Here is a 26378-nt window from a genome sequence, read left to right on the forward strand (position 1 = left end):
TCCTCAGACACAAAAAAACCCTCAACGCCAGAGGCGTCAAGGGTTTCCGGTTCTAGTAGAGCGTCAGGTACTGATCGCGTTCCCACTCGTGGATTTGCGTACGGTACATGTCCCACTCGATTTCTTTAAGCTCATAGAAGTGTGCAAGCGCATGGTCGCCAAGCGCTTCACAAATCACTTCGCTGCGAAGCAGCTCCGTCAATGCTTCTTTCAGGTCATCCGGCAAGCTCGGGATGCCTTCTTCAATACGCTCTTCATCCGTCATCACGTAGATGTTACGGTCAGTTGGAGCCGGCAGCGGAGTCTTGTTGCGGATACCGTCAAGACCTGCTTTAAGCATAACTGCAAGCGCTAGGTATGGATTAGCCGCAGGGTCTGGGCTGCGCACTTCAATCCGTGTGCTGAGACCGCGTGAAGCCGGAATCCGAATCATCGGACTGCGGTTGCTCGCAGACCATGCTACATAACAAGGCGCCTCATAGCCTGGTACCAGACGCTTGTACGAATTTACAGTTGGGTTCGTAATCGCTGCGAAGGCACGTGCATGGTTCAGCATGCCAGCCATGTAATAACGAGCGATTTGGCTAAGGCCCAGCTTGTCGCTCTCATCGTAGAACGCGTTTACGTTACCGCGGAACAACGATTGGTGACAGTGCATACCGGAACCATTCACACCGAAGAGCGGCTTCGGCATAAACGAAGCATGCAGTCCGTGCTGGCGAGCAATGGTTTTGACTACCAGCTTAAACGTTTGAATTTGATCGGCTGCTTTAATTGCATCCGCATATTTAAAGTCGATTTCGTGCTGACCTGGAGCCACCTCATGGTGAGAAGCTTCGATTTCAAAGCCCATTTCTTCCAGTGTCAATACGATTTCACGGCGGCAGTTCTCACCAAGATCCATCGGCGCAAGGTCGAAATATCCGCCTTGGTCGTTAAGCTCTGTAGTCGGATTGCCTTTCTCATCTGTTTTGAATAGGAAAAATTCCGGTTCAGGTCCAACGTTCATCGCAGTAAAGCCAAGCTCTTCCGCTTCCTTCAGAACGCGCTTCAGAATGCCGCGCGGATCTCCGGCAAATGGTGTACCATCTGGCATATATACATCACAGATCAGACGGGCAATACGATCCTCTGCAACCCATGGGAATACAACCCATGTATCAAGGTCGGGGTAAAGGTACATGTCGGACTCTTCAATCCGAACATACCCTTCGATGGACGAGCCGTCGAACATCATCTTGTTATCGAGTGCCTTTTCAAGCTGACTTACCGGAATTTCGACGTTCTTGATTGTTCCCAGCAAATCGGTGAACTGAAGACGAATAAACCGGACATTCTGTTCTTTGCAAATACGTCTGATGTCATCTTTGTTGTAGCTCACAGAATCATCTCCTTAAAGGCATGTTGGTTTACATTACTTTTTGTTATAGAAACGGGACAGCTGGCCTTGGATCATAGATGCTTTGCCAGGTCTCTTCTCTAGCAACTGCTGTTTAAGCAATCGATGCAATTGTGCATCGGAGAGCTCGCGACGCTTCACTTCCGACAGCTCGCTGACGACTGTCGCGTCTTCGGATTCCTTGGATACAGGGTTCATCACTTGCTTAATGCCCGCAATGTTAACGCCCTTCTCGATTAACGATTTAATCTCTAGCAGCCTCTCCACATCGTTGAACGAGAACAGCCGCTGGTTCCCTGCCGTACGAGCGGGCACTATCAGTTCATGCTGCTCGTAGTAACGGATTTGCCTCGCGGTCAAGTCGGTCAACTTCATGACGATGCCGATCGGAAAAAGCGCCATATTTCTGCGTATTTCGTCACCCATGTCGCATCAACCTTCCAGTTTCTGATATATGCTACCATTGTACCGCTGAGGCAAAAACGTGTCAAGTCGTGTGAGGTTTAATTACAACCAATTCGCGCTCAGCAAGTACCGTTAAAGCATTCAGAACACCGTATTTGACGTGCGCGTAAGTAAGTCCGCCTTGCATATAAGCAATGTAAGGTTCCCGGATCGGAGCATCAGCTGACAGCTCCAAACTGCCCCCCTGTATAAAGGTCCCTGCAGCCATAATAACCGGGTGTTCATACCCAGGCATATCCCATGGTTCCGGCACAACATGGGCATCGACCGCCGAAGCTTTCTGAACGCCCTGCACGAAGGCAATCAGCTGCTCAGCTCTCTCGAAGCGAATCGCTTGGATCAAGTCCGTGCGCGGTGCATCGAAACGCGGATTGCTTTCGAAGCCTAACAATTCAAACATGGCTGCGCCGAAGACACTGCCTTTGAGCGCTTGTCCCACCAAATGAGGTGCCAAGAACAAGCCTTGATACATGGCGCGCAGCGTTCCGAGCGTTGCTCCAACCTCCCCGCCAATTCCCGGTGCAGTAAGTCTGTACGACGTCAGTTCTACCGCCTTCTTCGTGCCAGCCACATATCCGCCAGTCGGAGCAATGCCGCCGCCCGGATTCTTGATTAACGAACCTGCCATCAGATCAACGCCGACTTCAGTCGGTTCAAGTTCTTCGGTAAATTCGCCGTAACAGTTGTCCACGAAGACGTATACATCAGGCTTCAGGGCTTTCACTCGCTTGACCATCTCTCCGATTTCAGCAACCGTGTACGATGCACGCCAATCATATCCGCGCGAGCGTTGAATACCAATGACTTTGGTTCGCTCTGTCATGCGTGATGCTACTGTTTCCCAATCGATAGAACCATCGGCCAAAGGAGCAACCTCACCATAGCTAATGCCAAAATCCTGCAAGGAACCTTTCCCATCTCCAGGTTTACCGATGACTTTATGCAGCGTATCATAAGGTTTCCCCGTTATGTATAACAGCTCGTCCCCTGGGCGAAGGAGCCCAAATAAGGCGCAGCTGATCGTATGAGTACCTGATACGAAATGCGGTCTGACAAGCGCCGCCTCTGCACCCATAACGTCTGCATACACCAGATCCAGCACTTCGCGTCCACGGTCGTTATACCCATACCCGGTCGATCCGTTAAAATGATAATCGCTGACGCGATGCTTCTGGAAAGCATCAATAACCTTCCACTGATTACGCTCACTGATACCATCGATAGAACGAAAAACAGGGGCGGCCTGCATTTCTGCAGCCTCCGCCCACTTTGTCAACTCCAACCAATTTTCACTCTCTTGCTGTTTCACTTTCTTCTGTCTCTCCTCATGTAACTCATCTTAATCGTATCGTTATACTTGCTCCGCATAAGCTGCAAGACGGTGTCCATGCACTTCGAAATCTTGCTTGTTCAGTTCTACAGTCAGCTTAATGATATCCCCATCGACAGCTTGCTCAATGACGTCGCCAGTGCGATAAGCCAGGGCAATCAGATCGCCCCGATCGGCCGGCAGCTTGAACACGCGTGTATCTCCGCTAAGCTTATCTTGAACCGTCTGCAGCAATCGCTCTAGGTCATCTTTATTGAACGCGCTCATGACTAGCGTATCTTGACCGCCTGCATTTGCACGTATGAACTGATGATCGTCACCTGTGCACATATCGATCTTGTTATAGACCATAATCTGCGGTTTGCCATCAGCGCCAAGCTCACGCATGATGCTATTCACGACGTTGATCTGCTCTTCGCGCATTTCTGATGCACTGTCAATGACGTGAAGTACCAGATCCGCTTCGCATACCTCTTCCAGTGTTGCCCGGAATGCTGCAACCAAGTCATGCGGGAGATTCTGAATGAATCCTACCGTATCTGTCAACACCACTTCTTTGCCGCTCGGAAGCTCCAAGTTTCTTGAGGTAGGGTCAAGCGTAGCAAACAATTGGTTCTCTACATACACGTCAGCTTGCGTCAATTCACGCAATAACGTTGATTTGCCCGCATTTGTATAACCGACTAAAGCGACTTGCTGCACGCCGGATTTCCGTCTGCGCTCGCGGTGAAGCGTACGATGTTTCACGACCTCGTCCAGCACGTTCTTCAGATCAGAGATCCGATCGCGAATATGACGACGATCCGTTTCAAGCTTGGATTCACCGGGTCCTCTTGTCCCGATGCCTCCGCCAAGACGCGACAGATTCTTGCCGTGGCCGGAGAGGCGCGGAAGTAAGTAGCTAAGCTGAGCGAGCTCAACTTGAATAATGCCCTCGCGCGTCTTAGCACGTTGTGCGAAGATATCGAGGATGAGCTGCGTCCGATCGATAATTTTCAAATCCAGCGCTTCCTCGAGATTGCGAACCTGTGCGCCGGATAGCTCCTGATCGAAGATAGCTGTAGTTGCACCAAGCTCCTCCGACATCGCCCTCAGTTCCTCGACTTTGCCTTTACCGATAAACCACTTTGTATCGACCTTCTCTTTGTTCTGCGTCATTGATGCGAGCACTTCCACGCCCGCTGTTTCGGCCAAGCTTACAAGCTCCTGCAGAGAAAGCTCGGGATCACTTGAGCCCCGTTTAATATTCGGTGTCACCAAACTGACGAGTATCGCTCGGTCCTGTAAATCCGTATCGGTAACATAGGTTGATTGCCGCATTGGTTAATTGCCACTCCTTCATACTTGCCTGTTACTTTTCCCACTTCAAATCTTCCGGCCGAACAGCCATCAGCTCTTGTTTTCCCGGAGATCCCGTAGGATATTGATTCAATAAACGCACCGCTTGGTGCCGAAATGCCTTCTCGATAACATTGCGCACGTAGCGCGCGTTGCTGAACGCAAACATCGTCATCGTCTTCTCCAGCATCAAATGCTGCCGCAGCTTAAATACAGACTGTGGCATGAGCGTGTAATCCCGATCCTTAGCCATTAGTTCGGCAATCTGAATCAACTGATCAATCGAGTAATCCGGGAAATCAATCTGGATCGGGAACCGAGACGGAAGTCCGGGATTAGTAAGCAGGAAATGCTCGATCTCCAGCGGATAACCGGCTAATATCAAGACGAACTGATTCCGATGATCTTCCATCGCTTTAACCAAAGTATCAATTGCTTCTTTGCCGAAATCCTTCTCCCCGCCGCGAGCCAAGCTGTACGCTTCGTCCACAAATAACACGCCGCCGAGCGCCTTGCGCACCAAATCACGTGTTTTCTGCGCCGTGTGCCCGATATATTCACCGACGAGATCCGCTCGCTCCACTTCGATCATATGCCCCTTGGAGAGCACACCCATCTTGTTGAACAGCTTGGCAACGATTCTTGCAATCGAAGTTTTACCAGTACCCGGATTCCCCGTGAAGATCATATGGTACACATGCGAACCGCCTGTCAGTCCGGCATCCGAACGCATCCGGCTGATTTGCAGCAGCGCATAGATTTCATAAATAAGCAGCTTTACATTATCAAGACCCACCATCGTATCGAGCTCACGCCCGATTTCTAGAAAGGGATCATTGGGAGGCAGCGGTCTGGCAACTGCTATCGGCTCGCTCTCCAGCGCCTGCGCTGAGCTGCTTGTGGATGCAAAAGGCTCACTGCTTCGCAGCACCACATTGATCTGCCGCGAAGGTCTGCCGCTACCGTTCCCTCCTGTTGATACAACTCGTTCGTCCATCTGCTTCATCACCTATCCTTCGCAGAATCATCGGCATCAGCTGCACGTATAATCCATTGTATTCTAGTGATTTCAGCCATATTAACAGTTTTCAAAGGCAGCCGGGCGCAGCTGTTAATTAGAACGAATTCGGCAACTGGACCCCCATTCGGAGCAGCAGCTCATCCATCTTCCACTTCGTAAAAGCCAACACTTCACGAGATTGATTGAACGAAATAGACAAGACTTGCGACTTCAAGCCAATAGCGGCAGTGTCTGCCGGGTAGTCCAAATAGGAAGCAATATCGGCAGCTCGCGGAGCATGAAAATCATTCGTCACAAGCAGCAGACTTTTCCACCCCCGCTTCATTGCCAAAGGCCTGCTAAACAGCAAATTCTCGTAAGTGCTTCGGGAATCTTCCTCCAGCACGAGTCGTTCAGCCGGAACTCCTTTGCTCACCAAGTAATTGCGCATGCCTTCTGCCTCTGAAAGCGTCGACCCATTATGATCATGTCCGCCGGACAAAATAAAATACTTGAAGTTACCCTGCTTGTACAATTGGAGACCCAAATCGAGGCGCTCGCGCAGTCCAGGGCTCGGCTGATCAGACCAGAGTGCTGCACCTAGAATGATTGCTGCATCCGCTTTGGGTACAGGCTTAGGCATATCGTAGCTGTTGATAACCCACAGCAGATAAGCACACCAGAAAGCGCCTAAGGCCATGACCCAAGCGCAGATCCGCAAAAGGAGGATGAATTTGTTCGAACGTTTGCGGGCACTGCGCTTATGGGGCCGTTTAGAGATGACCGTTTGCTTCATGATTCACTTAACTCACCGTTCTGAGCAAGCGCCTTCCGATGCTTCAGGCTTAGTGTGAAATAACGGAATCGTCCGTTACGTATCGTGGATAGGAGTCGCCCTGCCGTCTTTCGTGCGAGCGCGGCATCTTTGTTCGTCACCGTTCCTTGACTCACGGCTTCCTCCAGTTCATCCTCATCCAGAAGGAACACTTCACCGCTTGGCAACACGACAACATCCAAATACAAATCATCGAACCAAGGCACCTGCTGATCCGTCAGTCCTTGTGTCTTGCAAATATCGATATACCATTGAACGACCCGGTTCTTATCATCGAACATCGTCGTTACGACAAAGTGTTCTCCGCGAGGGAAATGCTGCATCCACAAATATCCGCGGTCAGCCAAGCATAATTTCCGCCCATTGTATTCTTTCCAAAGCGGTTCGCGCAATTCGTGAATGCGGTAGAACGTCACAAGTCCTCTAAACTCGTCTGCGTCCATCGCGAGGCACGTATAGCTTCTTCGCAGGATGCGGCGCCAATTGGCTCGGTCAGAAAATTTTCGTTTCATACGGAACGACCTTTCCGTTAGGATCGCGCCCTTAGATTGCGGCGCAGAACGCGTACAACTGCACATCCAGTTCATGTCAAATTGTCATGCAGCAGGGTAGAATTACCTCATTAAAAAAAGCTTACCACATCTTACCGTCTATCTCCAGCGACCCCTGAAAATAAACCAAGCCCTCCTTGTCCGAGAACAAAAAAAGGAGAGCAGCGCCAGGCTGCTCTCCTTGTGGGACTTCCTTATTTCTCCGAAATGCTGACCGATTCGATCGTTACGTCTTCAGTCGGCTTGCTGTCCGTCGCTTCGCCATTACCAGGTCCAACCGGCGTATCCGCAATTGCAGTTACTATGTCCATACCCTTCGTAACTTTTCCGAAGATCGTATAATTCGGCTGCGAGTTTAGGAAATCAGCCCCAGCACCGGTGCAGATGAAGAACTGGCTGCCACCGCTTTCAGGCTGGCCTGTATTAGCCATAGCAAGAATCCCTGACTCGAACTTATGTCCGTTATTAAACTCATCCGGGATCGTATAGCCGGGACCGCCTGTTCCGTTGCCAAGCGGATCTCCGCCTTGAATCATGAAATCCTTAATGATCCGATGAAATTTAACTCCGTCGTAAAACTTCTCTTTCGAGAGAAAAACAAAGCTGTTAACGGTCTGCGGCGCATCTTTCGCAAACAGTTCGACAGTGAACTCACCTTTGTTCGTCTTGAACGTTGCGTTATACGTTTTCTCCTTGTCGATTGCCATCGCAGGCATTTCCGGCCAGGACTTCGGCGATTCTTCCTCGTTAGCAGCACCGCCGGTTGTGTTGTTGTCTACTGCTTCTGTAGGCGTACCTTGGTTCTCTTGAACCGAATTATTAGTTTTAGCTCCACATCCAGCCGTTACGATTAACATGGCTGATAGGATGAATACGAGTGCAGTCCGGTTCATCATGTTCTGAAAATCCTCCAAGCATTGTGTAATGGTAGTCAGCGATTTACTTTGCTGCTTCGTTCAGTTATGGCGTTGCAGGCGGAGGTGAATTGGTCGCCCCGTTTCCATTCGAGTTTCCTGTCCCTGGTTCAGGCTGGCCATCCGCCGGAACGGAACCGTCGTCTCCCGGCGTATTGCCGGAGTCACCTGTGCCGTTCCCAGGGTTATTCCCGTTTCCATTGCCGGGATCGGTTGGCTGTTCGCCGCCGTTACCAGGCGTTTCACCACCGTTATCAGGCGTTTCTCCGCCATTTCCCGGCGTTTCTCCGCCATTGTTCCCATCATCCGGCGGGGTTGTGCCATCGCCTGGCTGCTCCGTTCCGTCGCCGGGAGGCGTTTCATTGCCATCTCCCGGCGGAAGTTCTCCACCAGGCTCTTCCGTTGGCGGCGGCGTGATTTCCGCTTCCGGAATCTCTACGGTCAATTGATCGGAAGGTGCCCCTTCCATATCTTTAACAGCATCATAGGCCGTCACATAATAGGTGTAGCTCATCCCTGGCACAACACTCATGTCATCAACACCTGTTGCATCTAAGGAATCAAGCAGCTTTGTAAAGGCCTTCTCACTTGCTTCCTTCCGATAAACACGGTACTGAACGCCTTCCCCTTCTATCGGCGACCACGACAGCTTCACAATAGCCGCTGCCTCATCATAGATGGCGTTGAAGTTCGTGATGCCAACCGGCGGTTTCTCTTCCTGAACATCGGATGGTTTAGCGAAACTGCCTTTTTTCACACCTTTAATGGCATCTCGCATGACTTTTCCGAACATAGCGGCGGATTGCGCGCTGCTCTTCTTAATCATATGATCCTTATCGGTTATATCATAGCCCATCCAAACAACCGCTGTCCATTCAGCCGTATAACCGGCAAACCAGGCATCACGATTATAACCGGTCCTCAAACCCGGGATACCATGCTGCGTTGTACCGGTTTTGCCTGCTACCGGACGGTCGATTCTAGCTGCCGTTCCGGTACCGCCTTTCTCGGTTACAGCTTGCATCATGTCGGTCATATAGTATGCCGTTTCCGGACTCATCAGCTGTTCAGATTGAGGGGAGTCATATTGGTAAAGAACTTCCTCATTCTTATCGGTAATTTTAAGTAAAGCATGCGGATCTACCGATTTGCCCTCATTGGCGAAGGCGCTGTATGCACGCGCCATTTCAAACGGAGTAACACCATTGGTTAACCCGCCGAGGCCGATCGCAAGGTTACGGTCTTTGGAGCTGTCCAGCTCAAAGCCCATTTTATCCGCGAATTTCAGAGCGGTCTTCACCCCCATTTCGTTCAGCAGCCAAACTGCAGAGGCATTGCGAGACTCTTTGAGGGACTGCCGCATAGAAACAGGACCGATATACTTCACTTTGTTTGAATCCGTTGGACAGTACGAGCCGTAGCAGGTCTTCACATCCTGCAAAATCGACCATGGTTTCCAGTCTCCGCTTTCAACGGCAGGGCCATATACCGCAATTGGCTTAAAGGCTGAGCCTGGCTGGCGGCGTTCAACAACCCGGTTCGTCCCTTTGTTCACATAATCGCGACCGCCGACCATCCCTTGAATCTCACCGTTTCGGTGATCGACAATGATCATAGCACCCTGAACCTGCTTATCGTCGACACTCTTCTCGAAGTTGTCGTCATCCTCAAACTCACGTGCCATGACCGATTGGGCTTGCGTATTCAGCGTCGTATAAATTTTATAGCCGCCGATCCGCAGCTCTTCCTCGGTCAAACCACTCTTCGCCACCGCTTCATCGACCACATAATCAATGAAGGTGAGGTTGGCATCATCCGTAGTTTGAGTATGATTTTCCGGACGCTTATATTCCACTGCCTTCGCTTCTTCCATTTCGGCCTGCGTGATATAGCCCTGGTCAAACATTAATTGCAGGACTACCGCACGCCTCTCTTGCGAATTAATCGGATTATTAATCGGGTTATAATTGCCCGGTGCTTTCGGAATTGCGGCTAATGTCGCCATTTGCCAGAGCTTCAGATCTTTAAGATCCGTTGCAAAATAAAAGTCAGCCGCTTCTTTAATCCCATAAGCACCTTTACCGAAGTAAATCCGGTTCAAGTACATCGTGATGATCTCGTCTTTCGTCTTCTTATGCTCCAGTGCAATAGCTATTGAGGCTTCCGTCGCTTTACGGAAGAACGTTTTGTCCTGATTCAGGAACAAATTCTTCGCCAGCTGCTGTGTAATCGTGCTGCCGCCCTCAACCGCACTGCGTGCTACGATATCCTTAACTACAGCACGACCGATCGAATATAAGTCAATCCCGGAATGCTGTTCGAAGCGGCGATCTTCTGTCGCAACGACAGCTTCGCGCATAAGTAATGGAATATCAGCAAATTCCACCGTTTCACGGTTTCCGCCAGCCTGAGACAGCTTGGTAATTTCTTTTCCCTTCGAATCATAAATCGTCGAAGACTCCGGCAATATGAATTTATCCTGATTCTCTGCAAGAATGCGTTCGCCGTTCAAAATAATCAACAAATAACCGATAATGCCGCATACTATGGCCACCGCTCCGGTAAAAAATAACCAGACAGCCCATTTACGTTTCTTGTTGATCTTCTTGCCTTTCTTCTCTACCTTCTTGTTCTTCGTGCTGCGTGGTCCATCAGCCATAAGCTCCGGTCCCCTCCAGTTCTGTCACTCCTAAATTGTGCACTCTCTCTATTTATACCCTATATGAGTAAACGGCAACAGGAGGATTGAAACATCTTCATTCGGTATACTCCTGCCCATCAAAAAAAGAACAACCCCGCACGTCGCAAGGGTTGCTCTGTCGTGCCGCTATCCAATTAAACGTTACATGTTCTGAAAAGGTTTCAAAACATGCGCTCCGGTAGTTACGCTTCGTTGTCTTGAACCTGCATGAGCGAGACATTGCGCTGCGGGGTAAAGGTCGAGATCGCATGCTTGTACACCATTTGTTGACGGCCTTCGCTGTCAATGACGATCGTGAAGTTGTCGAATGCTTTGATGACACCGCGGATTTGAAAGCCGTTCGTCAAATAAACGGTTACCGGCACGCTGTCTTTGCGGAGTTGATTCAGAAATGTATCCTGAATGTTGATTGATTTGTTCATTGCGCGTTACCCCCATCGTCAAAAGGTTGGTTTAAAGTATATTCAATATCGATCTTAAACTTTCCTGCTATTATACCATAAATTGCTTGCAAATTCTTGTGAAAATTTTCATCCGTGTCAATCCAATGAATATCGCTCATATGACGGAACCAGGACAACTGTCTTTTGGCAAACCGTCTTGTATCGCGTTTCAGCAGTTCCACAGCCTCTTCAAGCGTGAGATGACCTTCTAAATAAAGGACAATTTCCTTGTAGCCCAGACCGTGCATCGAAACTGCATTGGCCGGAACACCGTCTGCCAGCAGTCTCTTCACCTCATCGACCAGTCCTTCATCCATCATCGCATCTACCCGCTCGTTGATCCGTTCGTACAGCTTTGCGCGGTCCATCGTGAGCCCAATAATACAGATTTCGAAAGGCGATGTCTTTTTCTGTCCTTCCAACTGCTGCGACACGGTCTTACCTGTCAAATGATGTACTTCTAAGGCGCGAATGACACGTCGTTGGTCGTTTGGATGCAGCCGTTCAGCCGCCTCCGGGTCTACGGCACGCAGGCGTTCATGGAGCGCTTCCGCTCCATGAGCAAGAGCAAAAAGGCGCTGCTCTTCCCGATAGGCATCATCAGAGCCGACCTCGGCAAAATCATAGCCATATGCGACTGATTCCACATAAAGGCCCGTACCACCCACGATAAAAGGCAGCTTGCCCCTGCTCTCAATCTCGGGAATAAGCACTGCACAGCGCTCTTGAAATTCCGCAACTGAAAAAGAATGCGTCGGCTCACAAATATCGATCAGGTGATGCGGTATACCTTCCCGCTCCTGGAGTTTGATTTTGGCGGTACCGATGTCCATGCCTTTATACACTTGAATGGAGTCGCCGGAAATGATCTCGGCGTTGCAGGCTTTGGCGAGCTCCAGGCTTAGTCTTGTTTTACCGACTGCTGTCGGGCCGATCAGCACAAGCAGCTTCGGCTTATTGCTCTCTGAATGGGTTGTCGCTGAGCTCATGTTGGCAGAATCACTCCGTAAGCTATTTTGTTAATATGCCGTCGCTCGAAACCCAGCCGCTGAAACTCGTCGCTGCCTTGATGCTCCTTGAGGACAACCATTTTGCGGGCTACACGGGTGGCCTGACGAACCGATTCTTCATGAAGCGCATCGTTGTTGGCGAGTCCACGCAAAGGCTGCAGAGCAGAAGAATCATGCATCGGCTTGCGGAACATCGGATCAAAGTATACGATATCTACGCTCTTATCCGGCAATGCGGTCAAATAGTCGATGTGGTTCGTAAATTGCATCTCTATACGGCGCAATGCTGCGTTCACGTCCTCATGCTCGGTCTCGTATGTCTTCAGCCCTTCACGAACTACGGTGTACAGCATCTGTTCACTTTCAAGCGCAGTTACGTGGCCTGCCTCACCAACAGCATAAGAAAACACCAGTGCGTCTGAGCCTAGACCTGCCGTACAATCGACAACATGATCACCGGGTTGACAGCCTGTGAGCGAGATAAGCGGATCGGCTTCGCCTTTGCGCATCCGTTTCACACGAACATAAGCCATGCTGGGATGAAAATACAGCGGCTCCTCCGATTCCTCATAATAGCGTAGTCCTCGGTCGTCTGCAACAAGCAGGCAATTGTCGTTGTACTTCGTTCTGAGCAGGCTGAGCGAGTCTTGTTTGCGTGGGACGTATCGCCCTCGCAGCTCGTCTGCCAGACCGGCGGCATAGGCTGCCTGCTCCGGTGTAGGCTTATGCGGCGTTGTTACGATCATGACATCACCCGCTTAAACATCTTCTCCAACTGATAGGTAGTCATATGGACGACAATCGGTCTGCCATGTGGACAAGTGTAAGGCTGGATGCATGCCGCAAGTCTTCGCAGCAGACCTTCGCCTTCCTCACGCGTCAACCTATCATTAGCTTTGATGGATGCTTTGCAGGAGCACATGATGGCAGATTTCTCTCTCATCTTGCCGATATCGACGGCTCCGCGTTCGCTGATGAGCCATTCGGCCATCTCTTCGATGACATTATGCTCCTCGCCTTCAGGGAGCCACTCCGGATAAGAACGGACTAGGAACGTATGCGATCCGAACGGTTCGAGCTCGACACCGGCCTCCTGCATGTAATGCAGCTTGCCCTTCAAGGCAGCGGCTTCCGCTTGCGTAAATTCCATAGTCAGCGGCACGAGCAGCTGCTGACTAGCCTGCTCCGGCCTGCTGAATTTCTCGAAGAAATACTCATAATTGATGCGTTCATGCGCGGCATGCTGGTCAATTAGGAACAGCCCTTCTTCGTTCTGAGCGATGATGTACGTGCCGTGCAGCTGGCCGATCCAGTACAGCTCAGGGAACGAAGGCGTTGCAGGATCACGTGAAAGCATAGACTCGGCTGCGTAGCTCGATGAAACAGCACGAGCGCTTGAGAAGTCACTTGCTGTACTCGCGGGACTATTCGCAGCGGAGGTAGACTCAAGTTCATTATCGGCGGTATAAGCTGGCGCAGTGTTTTGCTCCGCTTGGCTTCCTGCGCTGTTCGGTGTGAAGTTCAGCCCTGATTCCCTTGCAATTGCCCCCTCCATTCGTGCGCTTGGAGGTGCATACAGTCGCTCGGTCGCATCCTTAGGAATGGCAGCTCGATTGACTCCTGCTTGCCAATCCGGGGTATAGCTGCGACTCTCTTGACTACGAGAGCCAGCGTTATTACCGCTGCCAATCGACTGCCCCTTTTCCGTCACGTTCGAAGTCTGATAAGGCTGCCTTCCTTGTGGCTGCAGCGGCGCTGCAACCGAGGAATCGCTCGGATTGCTGCTCGTAATGGCTTCTTCCGCAATTTGAAGAGCTGCAGCGATTTCTGCTGCGGATACCGACTGCCCACTTGCGGGAGCGGCTTGCTGCGTCATACTCGGAAACGTCTCATCCGGTTGGTGGAAGGAGATACGATCCTGAATAAACAGCGGCTTTGCGCGTTCAGCAGGCGCAGACGGGCCAGGAATATGCCGCTGTTTACCAAGCGCGCGTTTTACGGCTTCCTCAATAAACTCCCTCAATTCGGCTTCTTTGCTGAATCGCACCTCCATTTTGGAAGGATGAACGTTTACATCCAGCAAGCTCGGATGCATGCCAAGCTCCAGCACGACCATCGGGAAGCGATTAATCGGAAGCAGCGTGTGATAAGCCTGCATAATCGCTTGGTTGATCACAAAGCTCTTGATATATCTGCCGTTTACGACAATCGTAATTCCGTTACGGTTCGATCTCGTCTGCTCAGGTTTCGAAATATAACCTTGCAGCTCATAATCCGGATGTTCACCGGAAACCGGCAGCATCGCTTTTGCCGTCGCCGTACCATAGATCGCCGCGAAAGCTTGCAAACGATCACCGCTCCCAAGCGTGCGAAGCAGCAACCCTCCGTTATGCTTTAATGTAAAAGCGATTCCGGGATGTGCGAGGGCAAGGCGATTCACGTAATCCGCAATATGACCGATCTCCGTTTGGATCGTCTTCATATACTTAAGCCTGGCAGGTGTATTATAAAACAGCTCACGCACACTAATATCCGTTCCTTGCGGCGCATTCGCTTCTTCATTGGCCGTAATTGTACCGCCTTCGATAACAAGCCTGCGGCCAAGTCCGGATTTCTCCGGTGATGACACGCATTCTACTCGGGCTACTGCGGCAATACTCGGAAGTGCTTCGCCGCGGAATCCGAGACTTGCGATACGAAACAAATCTTTGCTGGACGAAATTTTACTCGTGGCATGTCTGTAGAACGCCGTTTCAATATCATCGCCCTCAATACCGGTACCGTTGTCTGTCACACGCACAAGGGTTAGACCGCCCTCTTCGATTACGATATCGATCGCGCTGCTGCCTGCGTCAACCGCATTCTCTACGAGTTCCTTCACAACGGACGATGGCCGCTCCACCACTTCGCCTGCTGCGATTTGGTTGGCTAATTGCTCGTCCAAAATACGGATTTTGCTCATCTCGACCATTCACCTCCTGAGCTATCATTGCTCGTCGTTTAGCTTGAGCTTCATATCATTCAGCCATTGCATCGCTTGCATCGGCGTTAAATTAAATAGATCCAGCTTCCGAAGCTGCTCGGCCAGCTGCTCCGCGCGAGTATTGACTTTACGCGACTTGCCGCTGCTCTGGGCAGGCTCTTCAAATATGGAAAGTTGAACTACGGCTGCAGTTGCCGCTATTGGTGGTGCCGTTGAGAGTTCTGGAACATAAACAGGTTCAACTATTCGTGGCTCCACTGCTACAAACGGTGCTGCCTCCTCAGTCGGCGCTGCGTAAGCTGCGGCTGCCTCAGCGACATATGGAAGCTTAACCGCGGCGGCAGCCGCGATACTTTCTTGATCCGTATGCAGCTCAAGAAGCGAATACGCACGCTCGATGATGCTGCCGGGCAACCCGGCAAGCTGCGCGCAATAAATCCCATAACTGCTTCCTGCCGCTCCGGGAACTAACTTACGCAGGAACGTAACATTGTCGCCGGTTTCCTGAACGGCCATGCAAGCATTCGCCAAACGTGGAAGCGTCTCTCCCAGATGAGCCAACTCATGAAAATGCGTCGAGACGAGTGCTTTACAGCCCACTTCATGATGGACAAACTCGATGACCGCTTGCGCGATCGCCATTCCTTCGCCCGTCGATGTACCTCGTCCTAATTCATCGATAATGACTAAACTTTGAGCTGTCGCTTTCTCCGTCATGATCTGGATGTCCTTCATCTCCACCATGAACGTACTTTGTCCGCCGATCAGATCATCTGCTGCGCCAATGCGTGTGAAGATTCGGTCAATAAGCGGGACTTCCGCGAATTTCGCCGGTACGAAGCAGCCGATTTGAGCCATAATGCTGACAAGGGCAACCTGTCGCATATAAGTACTTTTTCCCGCCATATTCGGTCCGGTAATGAGCAGCATCGAGGCTTTATCTGCACCATGTGCAAGCGAAGTATCATTAGCTATGAATGCTGCGTCCATGACCGCTTCGACAACGGGATGACGACCTTCCTGTACGACAAAATCGTACCCTTCGGTCACTTTCGGCTTCACATAGCGCTGCTCGCCGCTTACGGTCGCAAGGGATTGGAACACATCCAGGGCAGCCAGCACTTCGGCAAGCTTCTGAAGACGGTGCAGATGGGCGCTCAGATGATCACGAAGCTCAACAAATTTGGCATACTCCAGGTCTATCATTTTATCTTCAGCTTCCAGGATCAGTGTTTCTTTCTCCTTCAGCTCCGGTGTTACATAGCGTTCTGCATTCGTTAGCGTCTGTTTACGTTCATAACGACCTTCCGGAAGGCTGCCAATGTTCGCTTTGGACACTTCCAAGTAATAGCCGAACACTTTGTTGTAACCGATCTTAAGGGACTTGATTCCCGTCGCCTCGCGCTCTCTTCGCTCCAGCTCAGCTAGCCACTTCTTGCCGTTCACACTCGCCTCTCGCAGCTCGTCCAGATAACTGTCGTAACCAGCCCGGATCAAGCCGCCTTCACGTACGGAAACAGGAGGCTCCTCCACAATGACGGTTTCGATCATCTCAGCCAGATCGGCGCAGTGATCAACATCCTTCACGAGCTTACGTAAAGTCTCGGAGTCCGACTCCGCACAAAGTGCTGCAATGGCAGGCACATGCTGAAGTGACGATTTCAATGCATTCAAATCACGACCGTTGGCGCTTCCGTACGCTACCCGCCCAACTAGCCGCTCCAGGTCATAGATTTCATTCAGTTCACGGCGCAGCTCATCACGCAAAATAAAATTGCCATACAGCCTGTCCACCGCTTCAAGCCGTTCATCAATCGTCGTCTTCGACAGGAGCGGTTTATCGATCCACCTTCTCAGCAGCCTTGCACCCATCGAAGTGCGTGTACGATCCAGCAGCCATAGTAATGAGCCCTTCTTGTTGCGGTCTCGTACCGTTTCGACCAGCTCCAGGTTACGTCTCGTAAACGGATCAAGAATCATATATTGGTTCGGTTCATAGACCGAAATACGTCTAACATGCCCAAGCGAGCGCTTCTGCGTCTCATCCAGGTATCCGGTTAGCAAGCTTACTGCACGATGTCTGGCTGGAGCCAGCGCATCAAGTGTCAATTGGCTGAACTGTTGTGCGAGCCGCTCCGGATCCATTGGCGTTCTCTCCGTGAAGAGGACCGGACGGTTCCAAACCGCTGCCGCTGATCGAAGCTGCTCCATCGCGCCGGCATCACCGACAATCTCAGAAGGATGATACACATTCACCTCATCCGTCAACGCTTCTTGCGCAGCGGAGAATGAGGTTACATACAGCTCGCCGGTCGTTAAATCGCATGCAGCAACGCCAAACGCGCCGCCATGCTCCGCAATCGCTACGATGAAGTTGTTCGCTTTATCCGCAAGCGACTTCGATTCCATCACGGTACCTGGCGTTACGACGCGGATAATCTCACGGCGCACGACACCTTTGGCAGCCGATGGGTCTTCCACCTGCTCGCAGATCGCAACTTTGAAGCCTTTCTCAATTAAGCGAGCTATGTATCCCTCAGCGGCATGATAGGGTACGCCGCACATCGGAATTTTCTTCTCGCCCCCGCCCTCACGGCCGGTTAGTGTAATCTCCAATTCCCTAGACGCGTTAATGGCATCGTCAAAAAACATTTCATAAAAATCGCCCAGACGGAAAAACAGAATCGCGTCCTTCGCGCCTTCCTTGATGCCCAAATATTGCTGAATCATCGGGGTATATGCAGTCATGCGGCCCCTCCTATATGAATTTACGTGTATTTGCGTGCTCTAAACAAACAGACCTCTATTATAGCAGAAAAGCGCTCCGATTGGAGCGCCACAGTCTGAACAACATATGCAAGTTACTTTGACGCACCAGTTGCTCCCAGAGCTACACATCCGTCGCCGGTGTTCGTTTCGCGGGATTGTGTTGCTCGCTCTAACGAACCTACAGGGTCTTATTTATGCGAAAAAAGCGGATAATTATTTCTAACGAACCGTGGAGACGCTATTGAGGGTAAAATGAGCGGAAATAGGCTTCCTGATACCTAATAAGACCTGTCAGGTTCGTTAGATCTTCAAACCGCCTCATATCGTCCAAATAAGACCTCTCATGTTCGTTACAATCCGTGCCTCACGCTACTCAAGTGCCGGCACCGAGCGGTTCGCCTGATTTCCAAGCCGTCTGTCCTCTCCGCTTCCGAGCGGAATCCGCCACTTCGTGCGCAGATCCACTCCTGTGTCCCATGTCTTCCCCTCACGAATCGCAACGAGCAGCGGTTCGATCCATTGCTCCAATTCACGATAAGCACTCGTTGAGGCCATCGATGAAGCCAACTGATCCAGACAGCCGCGAAGTCCGTCGCTATCACCTGCGTAATAGGCGGCAACATACCTTTCTTCTTCCGCTGGACAGTAGGTGAGTGTGTTTGATTCACGCGCGCATAGGAGTGCCAGTGCAAAAGCAGCCTTCGCAGCAAGCGGCGACACAAGCCAGCTCGGAAGCGTCCGATACTCGAAGCCGCCATGCGGTTGAAGCCGGAAATCACCAAGAAAGCCGTATTTCGGGCGGCGCGACTGCTCTGGAGGGGACTCGATCAAGGCAAGCGGAAATGCTACATAGCTATCCAGCAAGCGCAACAGTTTCCCCGTCAATGGAACACCGCTCAAATGGATGTGGCCGCCCAGCGCAAATCCTGCAGCCGGCATCCCTCCAGCCGCCCAGCGCAATGGCGGCTCGCTTGGGATACGTTGCGAGGCTTGCTGCAGCAGCTTGCGGATGTTCCGCGCAAGTTCATCCGGCGCAGCGGCAGGCGCCGGACGCAGCTCGGCGATTGGATATCTAATCTGCCCTCGCACCACAACGGCATCACAGCCTGCGCCATGCCCGCCTTCAAGATACCGCGCAGCGGACACCACCTTGCCCCCGCTATCCAGCAGCAGAAATTCAGGATCTGCTCCAACTAGAATGGACGTACTCGTGCTTCCTTCACGGCTGCTTTCACTAAGCTCCCCCTGAAGCCGCAGCACCGCTTCCAGCCACCTATCATGGCGATAGTCAGCTAACGATGGAAGCGTGATACGAGATACATAACATCGTCCTTGCTCTCCCTCGGCAAGCTCGACAATCCCGTTATCTAATCCGCAAGCATAGAGCGCACGAACTGCTAAACGTACGAATGGCTTGTAACGCGCGTCCTCCGGTTGAATCTCCTTGTTCTCATCACCTAGCAGCACATCGGCTTGGCCGCTTATTCGCTTTCGTTTCCGTTCTACGGCAATCGGAAGAAGCTGAAACAACGAGACCTCATAACTCGCGATTCGGCGCTCTCCTCGGTCTTCTCGCCACAGTGCAGCACCTGCCCGAACGAGCCTCCTGTGGACCTCTTCCTCTGCCCAGACCGAATAAGCCGCAGCACCGGCATTGATGACAAGCGGCTGCTTGGCCATGTCGAGCCACCGCGCGGTCAAGCCTATCCCGTTACGACCTACAAGGATGGCATCTTCGGCATCAGGGCCGCCATCCCAACCTGCCCTTTCCATGTTACCGCCGAAAGGGACGAATTCCGCTCCACTGCTCAACCACACCATGCCAGCCATCGCCGCCAACTCCGATCGCTCTCTTTTGCAGCAAACACGCGTATTCCGATATTTATCGAAAAAAAAGAGGGCTCTCGCCCTCGAATCTTTCCCCGCTCTCGCATACGATACACTAACTTAACTGTAACCCGTGAAAATTACAGTTCGTCGTCGAGCAGCTCCGGATCCAAATCTTCAAAGTCACCATCATCACCGTAATCGTAATCTTTGCCGTCATCTGAACCACCCGGCAAAGTAGCTACCCACACCTTCGTTTCAGCAACCAGAACGACCGCAAATTCGCGCTCCACGCGAATAACGACGCTGTTCCCGCTGGACGAAATGTTCGCTTCAATGCAATTAGGCTCTTGCGTTGACTCCGCAGATACTTCCTCGGTCGAAGCCCGGTGCTTCGGATCGAGATAGGAGAGCGGCACATGCTCGACGTAGGATAATGTTTCTTTCGCTACGTCAGTCTGCGAGTTTTTGTTGTAAGAATACCAGATGTTGACATCGTAAGTACCGATAACTTCGATCCCGTCTCCGGAACGGACCGCCTCATATTGGTGATTAATAATCCAAGCGCCCAAGATGCTAGTTGGGTGATGAGGCGGCGTAACGTTATGAGTTACTGTGGAAAACTTACGACCTTTGCCGCAGACAGCTTTGGTAATAATTTCTCTAGCCTTAAGCTGTTTATCTGCATAAGCCATCGATCTAACCTCCTCCATACAATCATTCAATTAAAGTGTATGCAGGACATTCGTCTAGGGTGACTATTTCTTTTTGACATGTACAAATTTTATAGGCTAATTCATATTATTAGCAGAATTCCATTAAACGTTTGCTTCGCGCGCGGCAGCCTTCAGGCTGTTTTTCTGTTTTTTGAGCCTTTTTGCGATGGAGAGATAGCGCCGGAGCTCATGCACCACATGCAACAGTGCCGCACGCATTTCAAACTCATCACGGGTTACGGGAAGCGGCATCGAAGGGAAGCGGGATTCCAGCTTCAATCGCATCTCATCGACTTTTCCCTCGTACACCTCAGACTTCACATCGTCTGCCAAATGCTCGAACAGCTCTGCGACAAGCTCGCCCTGCGGCAATGATTCATAGACCAGCGCCAATTGCGTTAACATCAAACTGATGGAGTCCAGCTGCTGCTGACGCATGTCAAAATAATTCGGCCAATAGCGGCTGTACACACTGCCTTGCCCCCATACCCGATTCTCGCGGGCGATCTCCGAACGCCGGATTCCTTCCTCAATCGCCTGCCCCGCTTCGAGCAGCTCTTCTCCATTCCATACGAGGGACGGCGAGCGCAGCGTCGCTGCCATCGTTTGAAAGATCCGTCCGAACTTCTCTTCCGTCACATGCCGAAGTTCAACTAGCTTATGCTCTTCCTTCGGCATATAGATCAAATTAATGACGGTTGCCCAGCCTAAACCGGTTAGCAGCAGCATAATTTCGTTGCCGATCAAGGCCGTCGTAACTTCTTCCTTCGCATAGATGTGAAAGACGATGACGGCACTCGTCACGATCCCGTCTTTCAGATGAAATCGAGACAATATAGGGAAAGCAAGCAATACGAAGATCGAGATCGTCCAGAGGTGGAACCCGAGCAGCATAAATAATAATGAAGCAAAGAACAAACCGAGCACAGAGGCCATAAATCGGTCGAAGGCGCTTCTTAAGCCTTTCATTCGGGTGACTTCTACGCCGAGAATGGCGAGCAAGCCCGCAGACAAAGGCGGGTCCAGACCGAGATAATGTGCCGTATAAAGCGCGGCAAGCGCCGCTATAGCCGTTTTGATAACGCGGATTCCCATAGTTGCTCCTTAGCCCGATAGCCTATAACTGACAGTCTACGCCTCACGCAACTCCTAGCATGAATGTCGACGAGAGAGCCCCAGCTTTATTTTGACACTATCGTACCGCTCCCGTAAGATGCGAGTCAACTATACGACTTGAACACAACTACGGCATTATGTCCGCCAAAACCAAACGAATTACTTACACCAATTTTCAGGTCAGCCTTCCTTGCCATATTCGGTACATAATCCAAATCGCAATCTGGATCTTGATTCTCCTGATTGATCGTCGCCGGGATCATGCCTTCCTGAAGACTCTTCATTAAAGCAATCGCTTGTGCGCCGCCTGCCGCCCCGAGCATATGACCTGTCATTGATTTTATCGCTGAAATCGGAATGTGATGAGCTTTCTCTCCAAACACCCGCTTAATCGCAATCGTCTCCGATAAATCGCCAATCTGCGTGCTTGTTGCATGTGCGAATATAACATCCACTTGTGCAGGATCGACAGCTGCCTCGCGAAGCGCTGCCTTCATGGCCAGATAAGGTCCATACCCTTCCGGATGTGTCGCTACCATATGATACGCATCAGAGCTCGCTCCATAACCGACAACCTCTGCATGAATCCGTGCCTTGCGCCGCTTAGCATGTGATTCCGATTCCAAGATGACAATGCCCGCACCTTCTGCCATCACAAAGCCGTCACGCCCCTGATCGAACGGCCTGCTGGCTTTGTGCGGATCATCGTTGCGCGTCGACAGTGAAGTCGCGTTGCCAAAGCTGGCTAATGAAATTTCCGTAATAGCCGCTTCTGCGCCGCCTGCAATCACAATATCTGCAGCACCGCTTCTGATTAGCCTGAATGCTTCACCGATCGCTGTATTGCCAATTGAACAAGCCGTTACCGGAGAGAGTGTTGGACCATGAGTACCATATCGAATACTAATCATGGCTGCAGCCATGTTTGAAATCATCATCGGCACCAACGTAGGGCTCACGCGCTCTGGTCCGCGTTCTTGCAGGATAGCATCCTGTTGAAGAAGGGTTTCGATCCCGCCGATTCCCGAACCTACATAGACGCCAATTCGTTCTGCATCAACCTCTTCTTTCTGCAGGCCGGCATCCGCCCAGGCCTGGTCTGCGGCTGCTAGAGCAAACTGACAGAATCGATCCATTCTTCTAGCTTCCTTACGGCCAAACAGTTCCTCTGCATCAAAATCTACCACCGAACCTGCAATCTTCGCTTTATGGCGCGTAACATCGAACCGATCGATCGGCCTTATGCCTGATTTCCCTTGTATCAACGCCTGCCAATAGGTATCAACATCAGACCCCAGCGGCGAAATAATTCCCATCCCGGTTACAACGACTCGTTCCATCGTATACGTACCTCCTAAGTATCATCTCACTTGTGATGCTATGTTGTCATATTCGTTATCCTATTACAAGTTGTCGTTTATCCTAGTATAATTAACACCATACTAGAACCATCATCTGATGACGGAGTGATGACATTGAACAATCGATCAAGACTGGAGGCTCTATCCTCGTTCCTCAAATCGAAGCGCACGTCGCTTTCTCCGGAAACGGTCGGCTTACCAACCGGTGGACGCAGAAGGACGCCTGGCCTTCGAAGAGAAGAAGTCGCACAGCTCGCAGGCGTTAGTCATACCTGGTACACCTGGCTTGAGCAAGGAAGAGACATTAAAGCGTCCATGTCCGTACTTGAAGCAATATCGACGGCACTGCGCCTAACTTCCGATGAGCGAAAATATTTATATGCCTTAGCACTCGAAAGCGGAGCAGGTCCAAGCAGCGTACTGGAAGATACAGCGAAAATCAGCCCATCGCTGCGCCGTATCCTGCAAGAGCTCCGCAGCTGCCCTACCATCATCTCGGATCGACATTGTCAGATTGTCGGGTGGAACGAGGCGGCATCCCATGTCTTTATGGATTTCGAGCAGCTTCCTCCCTCGGAGCGAAATATGATTGCGCTCTTGTTTGAACGACAGGAATTTAGAAGGCTGGCCGGGAATTGGGAGCATTTCGTCAGCGGTTTCCTTGCTATTTTTCGCGCTTATTACGGACAGTACGTAGATGATGAATGGTATGAGCATTTCCTCAGCCGCATGAAGCAGACACAATCGGACTTTGCCGCACTATGGGAGAAAAGCCAAGTAAGTGCCGCTCCCGAGGTGCTTATCGAATTCCGTCATGCGAAGGCAGGCAAGATGCACTTTCAGCTTACATCCCTGCAGGTGCATGGCGAAACTGACCTGCGCTGCAGCATCTACACCCCGGCACCGGACTCCATGACCGAGAGGAAATTGGAGCAGCTGATGGCCAAGGATTCTGCCGAGTAGCACCCGCTCCATTATAGAAAAAGACCGCTGCCAGCGATTTCTCGCAAGCAGCGGCCTTTCTTCTAAGCCGGTTGTTACAGCTTATAGATCGCAGCGTATTTCTTCTCCAAATAGCGAACCAAGTAATCCGGATCAAGCGGTTTACCCGTAATGTCGTTGATCAACTCGGACGGCGTTCTCAGCTTACCGTACTGATATACTTTATCTGTCAGCCAGTCTTTAATCGGATGCAGATTGCCTTTCTCGACATTTTCCCAGAAGTTCGGCATTTCGCGCTCAAGTGTTTCTGTGATTTGGGCAGCATACATGTTGCCAAGGGAATAGGATGGGAAGTAACCGAATGCTCCGCCGGACCAGTGCACATCCTGAAGAACTCCTTCTGCATCCGTTGGCGGTTCAATGCCTAGGTATTCTTTATATTTCTCATTCCATAACTTTGGAAGCTCCGACGCTTTCACACCTTCATTAAAGATCAGCTTCTCCATCTCATAACGAATGATAATATGCAAGTTGTAGGTCAGCTCATCTGCTTCAATCCGAATGAGAGACGGCTGCACGACATTCGTTGCGCGATAGAAATCTTCCATCGGCACTTCAAGCTGATTCGGGAAATGCTCCTGCAAATCACCGTAGTAACGGCTCCAGAAGTTTAAGCTGCGGCCGATCACATTTTCCCAGAAGCGGGATTGCGATTCGTGGATACCCATCGACGTGCCTGTGCAGAGCGTAGTACCAATCAGGTCTTGGCGAATATTTTGTTCATATAAAGCATGCCCGCCTTCATGAATCGTACCAAACAACGCACTTGTGACATCATCGTTCAGATAACGCGTCGTAATCCGTACATCGCCTGGATTAAGCCCCGTTGCGAAAGGATGCGCACTTTCGTCAAGTCGTCCGCCGCTAAAGTCAAAGCCCATTTGATCCAAAATAAATTTGCTGAATTTCTTCTGCGCGTCCTTCGCGTACGTCTGCTTCAAGAAACCCGTTTCCGGCTGATGCGGCGATGCGGCAATAGCAGCAGACAACGGTACCAGCTTCTCACGGAGACCTCCGAACACGCGGTCAAGCTCTTCCGTGGTCATTCCCGGCTCATACATATCCAGAAGCGTATCGTAGCGCGTACCTTTAACGCCCCATAGGTCGATGAATTGATTCGTGTATGTAATGATCTTATCCAGGTAGGGCTCGAACGACGCGTAGTCGTTGTTCGCTTTGGCTTCTTCCCAGAAGGTTTCCGCTTGTGAGGTAAGCACCACATAATCCTGATACATCTTAGGCGGAATCTTCACGCTGCGATCATATTCCTTACGTGTTTCAGTCACAAGACGCTTATGAACCTCATTCAAACCCTCATAAGCACTTGGCTCTTCCAGTGCTGTCAGCCACTCGCCAAGCTCTGGAGCGGTAGCAAGCTTGAACATTTGACCGGACAAATTGCCGATCGATTGCGAACGGACATCCATTCCTTTGCGCGGCGCGCCGGTACGTAAATCCCAGGAGAGAAGACCGAGCGACTCCTCATAACTTTTAATAAGACCAATCCGTTCTACGAACAATTCCAATACTTCTGTGCTATTTGTCATCAAACTGTCATCACCTTTCCATAACGTTTACCCGCTACTACTTGATCATACTTTTTGCAAACCGTATAATCAACCTAATCATGGCTTTGCGCGACCTCATATGAAAGGAGTTTTGACATGCAATTTACTTTCACATCCTCTGCAATCGAGCAATTGTCTCCTTACATGCAAGGCGGCAGCAAACAGCTCAAATTGCTGTACGACACGGAAGGCTGCGGCTGCGTTGTCAGCGGCGTACCGACCTTGCAACTGCTGGATCAAGCCCATTCCGATGATAAATTAGGCGACGGTACTCCATACTCCGTATGGTACGAACCTCGTTATGAGGTATTCTTCGAGCCTAATCTCAAAATTGATTATAATGAAGCGCGCCATTCGTTCAGTTTAAAGAGCGACAGCCAGATCTATACCGCCAACTTGCGGTTCATGAAAGTTTAAGACGATTGATAAATAGAGATTTCTTACTTTGGGTTGGAGGGAAACCGAATGAACAGAATCAATGACATTCTAGCGTTTAATGAACAGTTTGTGGCTAATGGAGATTATGAGAAGTATTTGACGGATCGCTTCCCTGACAAGCGGATGGTCATCGTCACTTGCATGGACACTCGGCTTACGGAGCTTCTGCCGAAGGCTCTTAATTTGCGTAATGGCGATGCGAAGATTATTAAGAACGCCGGCGCCATTGTGACGCAGCCATTCGGCAACATTATGAGGAGTATTCTCATTGCCGTATATGAACTGGGAGCTGATGAGGTCGTTGTCATCGGGCATCACGAATGCGGGATGACAGGGCTCAATCCTGAAGTGGTTATCTCGCATATGCATGACAGCGGTGTATCCGACGAAACCATCCGTACGCTTCGCAACTCGGGTATGCACCTGGAGCGCTGGCTGACCGGCTTTGATAACGTTCAGGAGAGCGTAGAGCGCAGTGTTGGCATCATTAAGAATCATCCGCTGCTGCCAGCTCAAACGCCTGTGCACGGCTTGATCATTCATCCGGAGACAGGTAAGCTGGATCTGGTTGTCAACGGCTACGAACCTGCAGAATAGTTTGGAATTACGACT

22 protein-coding genes are annotated in these 26378 nt (G+C 50.9%); 3 read left to right on the top strand and 19 right to left on the bottom strand.

Annotation, left to right across the window (positions count from 1 at the left end):
• Positions 1-52: 52 nt before the first annotated feature.
• From glnA to fabF, 18 genes are all read right to left on the bottom strand, one after another.
• Positions 53-1381 (bottom strand): type I glutamate--ammonia ligase, encoded by a 1329-nt coding sequence (gene glnA / locus AC506A_RS07615; protein WP_495460354.1) that lies wholly within the window; start codon positions 1379-1381, stop codon positions 53-55.
• A 33-nt stretch (positions 1382-1414) separates the two neighbouring features.
• Complete coding sequence (locus AC506A_RS07620; RefSeq protein WP_495460355.1) at positions 1415-1825, bottom strand: MerR family transcriptional regulator; 411 nt, start codon at positions 1823-1825, stop codon at positions 1415-1417.
• 61 nt (positions 1826-1886) lie between these two features.
• Positions 1887-3173 (bottom strand): methionine gamma-lyase family protein, encoded by a 1287-nt coding sequence (locus AC506A_RS07625; RefSeq protein ID WP_495460356.1) that lies wholly within the window; start codon positions 3171-3173, stop codon positions 1887-1889.
• Between the two features lie 42 nt (positions 3174-3215).
• Positions 3216-4514, bottom strand: coding sequence for a GTPase HflX (gene hflX / locus AC506A_RS07630; protein WP_495460357.1), 1299 nt, complete (start codon positions 4512-4514; stop codon positions 3216-3218).
• Between the two features lie 31 nt (positions 4515-4545).
• Complete coding sequence (locus tag AC506A_RS07635; protein ID WP_495460358.1) at positions 4546-5529, bottom strand: AAA family ATPase; 984 nt, start codon at positions 5527-5529, stop codon at positions 4546-4548.
• Positions 5530-5647: 118 nt separating this feature from the next.
• Entirely contained in the window at positions 5648-6328 is a 681-nt protein-coding gene (locus AC506A_RS07640) for a YdcF family protein (RefSeq protein WP_495460359.1), read from the bottom strand.
• Positions 6325-6879 (bottom strand): ribonuclease FAU-1 family protein, encoded by a 555-nt coding sequence (locus AC506A_RS07645; protein ID WP_495460360.1) that lies wholly within the window; start codon positions 6877-6879, stop codon positions 6325-6327. Before AC506A_RS07645 ends, AC506A_RS07640 begins: the two co-directional genes overlap by 4 nt.
• Before the next feature lie 233 nt (positions 6880-7112).
• Entirely contained in the window at positions 7113-7811 is a 699-nt protein-coding gene (locus tag AC506A_RS07650) for a peptidylprolyl isomerase (RefSeq protein WP_495460994.1), read from the bottom strand.
• A 67-nt stretch (positions 7812-7878) separates the two neighbouring features.
• Positions 7879-10491, bottom strand: a complete 2613-nt coding sequence (locus AC506A_RS07655) for a PBP1A family penicillin-binding protein (protein ID WP_495460361.1) — start codon at positions 10489-10491, stop codon at positions 7879-7881.
• A gap of 224 nt (positions 10492-10715) precedes the next feature.
• Positions 10716-10955, bottom strand: coding sequence for an RNA chaperone Hfq (gene hfq, locus AC506A_RS07660; RefSeq protein ID WP_090635997.1), 240 nt, complete (start codon positions 10953-10955; stop codon positions 10716-10718).
• A complete protein-coding gene (gene miaA / locus AC506A_RS07665; RefSeq protein ID WP_495460362.1) occupies positions 10952-11965 on the bottom strand; it encodes a tRNA (adenosine(37)-N6)-dimethylallyltransferase MiaA in 1014 nt (337 codons plus the stop codon). Before miaA ends, hfq begins: the two co-directional genes overlap by 4 nt.
• Positions 11962-12732 (bottom strand): class I SAM-dependent methyltransferase, encoded by a 771-nt coding sequence (locus AC506A_RS07670; RefSeq protein WP_495460363.1) that lies wholly within the window; start codon positions 12730-12732, stop codon positions 11962-11964. The genes miaA and AC506A_RS07670 overlap by 4 nt, the downstream gene beginning before the upstream one ends.
• Positions 12729-14948 (bottom strand): DNA mismatch repair endonuclease MutL, encoded by a 2220-nt coding sequence (mutL, locus tag AC506A_RS07675; protein WP_495460364.1) that lies wholly within the window; start codon positions 14946-14948, stop codon positions 12729-12731. The genes AC506A_RS07670 and mutL overlap by 4 nt, the downstream gene beginning before the upstream one ends.
• Positions 14949-14972: 24 nt before the next feature.
• A complete protein-coding gene (mutS, locus tag AC506A_RS07680) occupies positions 14973-17717 on the bottom strand; it encodes a DNA mismatch repair protein MutS (protein WP_495460365.1) in 2745 nt (914 codons plus the stop codon).
• Positions 17718-18107: 390 nt separating this feature from the next.
• Positions 18108-19568 (bottom strand): putative amidoligase domain-containing protein, encoded by a 1461-nt coding sequence (locus AC506A_RS07685; protein ID WP_495460366.1) that lies wholly within the window; start codon positions 19566-19568, stop codon positions 18108-18110.
• A gap of 137 nt (positions 19569-19705) precedes the next feature.
• Positions 19706-20260, bottom strand: a complete 555-nt coding sequence (locus AC506A_RS07690) for an outer spore coat protein CotE (RefSeq protein WP_090978422.1) — start codon at positions 20258-20260, stop codon at positions 19706-19708.
• A gap of 123 nt (positions 20261-20383) precedes the next feature.
• Positions 20384-21376: an aromatic acid exporter family protein gene (locus AC506A_RS07695; protein WP_495460367.1), complete on the bottom strand. Its 993-nt coding sequence runs from the start codon at positions 21374-21376 to the stop codon at positions 20384-20386.
• Between the two features lie 125 nt (positions 21377-21501).
• Positions 21502-22737, bottom strand: a complete 1236-nt coding sequence (gene fabF, locus AC506A_RS07700) for a beta-ketoacyl-ACP synthase II (RefSeq protein WP_495460368.1) — start codon at positions 22735-22737, stop codon at positions 21502-21504.
• Positions 22738-22872: 135 nt separating this feature from the next.
• On the opposite strand from fabF, the gene AC506A_RS07705 reads away from it, so the two are divergent.
• Positions 22873-23721: a helix-turn-helix transcriptional regulator gene (locus AC506A_RS07705; RefSeq protein ID WP_495460369.1), complete on the top strand. Its 849-nt coding sequence runs from the start codon at positions 22873-22875 to the stop codon at positions 23719-23721.
• Positions 23722-23795: 74 nt separating this feature from the next.
• Here the strand turns inward: AC506A_RS07705 and AC506A_RS07710 are convergent, their stop codons facing one another.
• On the bottom strand, positions 23796-25307 hold the full coding sequence (locus AC506A_RS07710; protein ID WP_495460370.1) for a carboxypeptidase M32: 1512 nt from the start codon (positions 25305-25307) through the stop codon (positions 23796-23798).
• A 117-nt stretch (positions 25308-25424) separates the two neighbouring features.
• Here AC506A_RS07710 and AC506A_RS07715 point away from each other — a divergent pair, with 117 nt between their 5' ends.
• Complete coding sequence (locus AC506A_RS07715) at positions 25425-25745, top strand: iron-sulfur cluster biosynthesis family protein (protein WP_495460371.1); 321 nt, start codon at positions 25425-25427, stop codon at positions 25743-25745.
• 48 nt (positions 25746-25793) lie between these two features.
• Positions 25794-26363, top strand: a complete 570-nt coding sequence (locus AC506A_RS07720) for a beta-class carbonic anhydrase (protein ID WP_495460372.1) — start codon at positions 25794-25796, stop codon at positions 26361-26363.
• Positions 26364-26378: the final 15 nt, after the last annotated feature.

The organism is Paenibacillus sp. N22P23 (genome assembly GCF_059383735.1).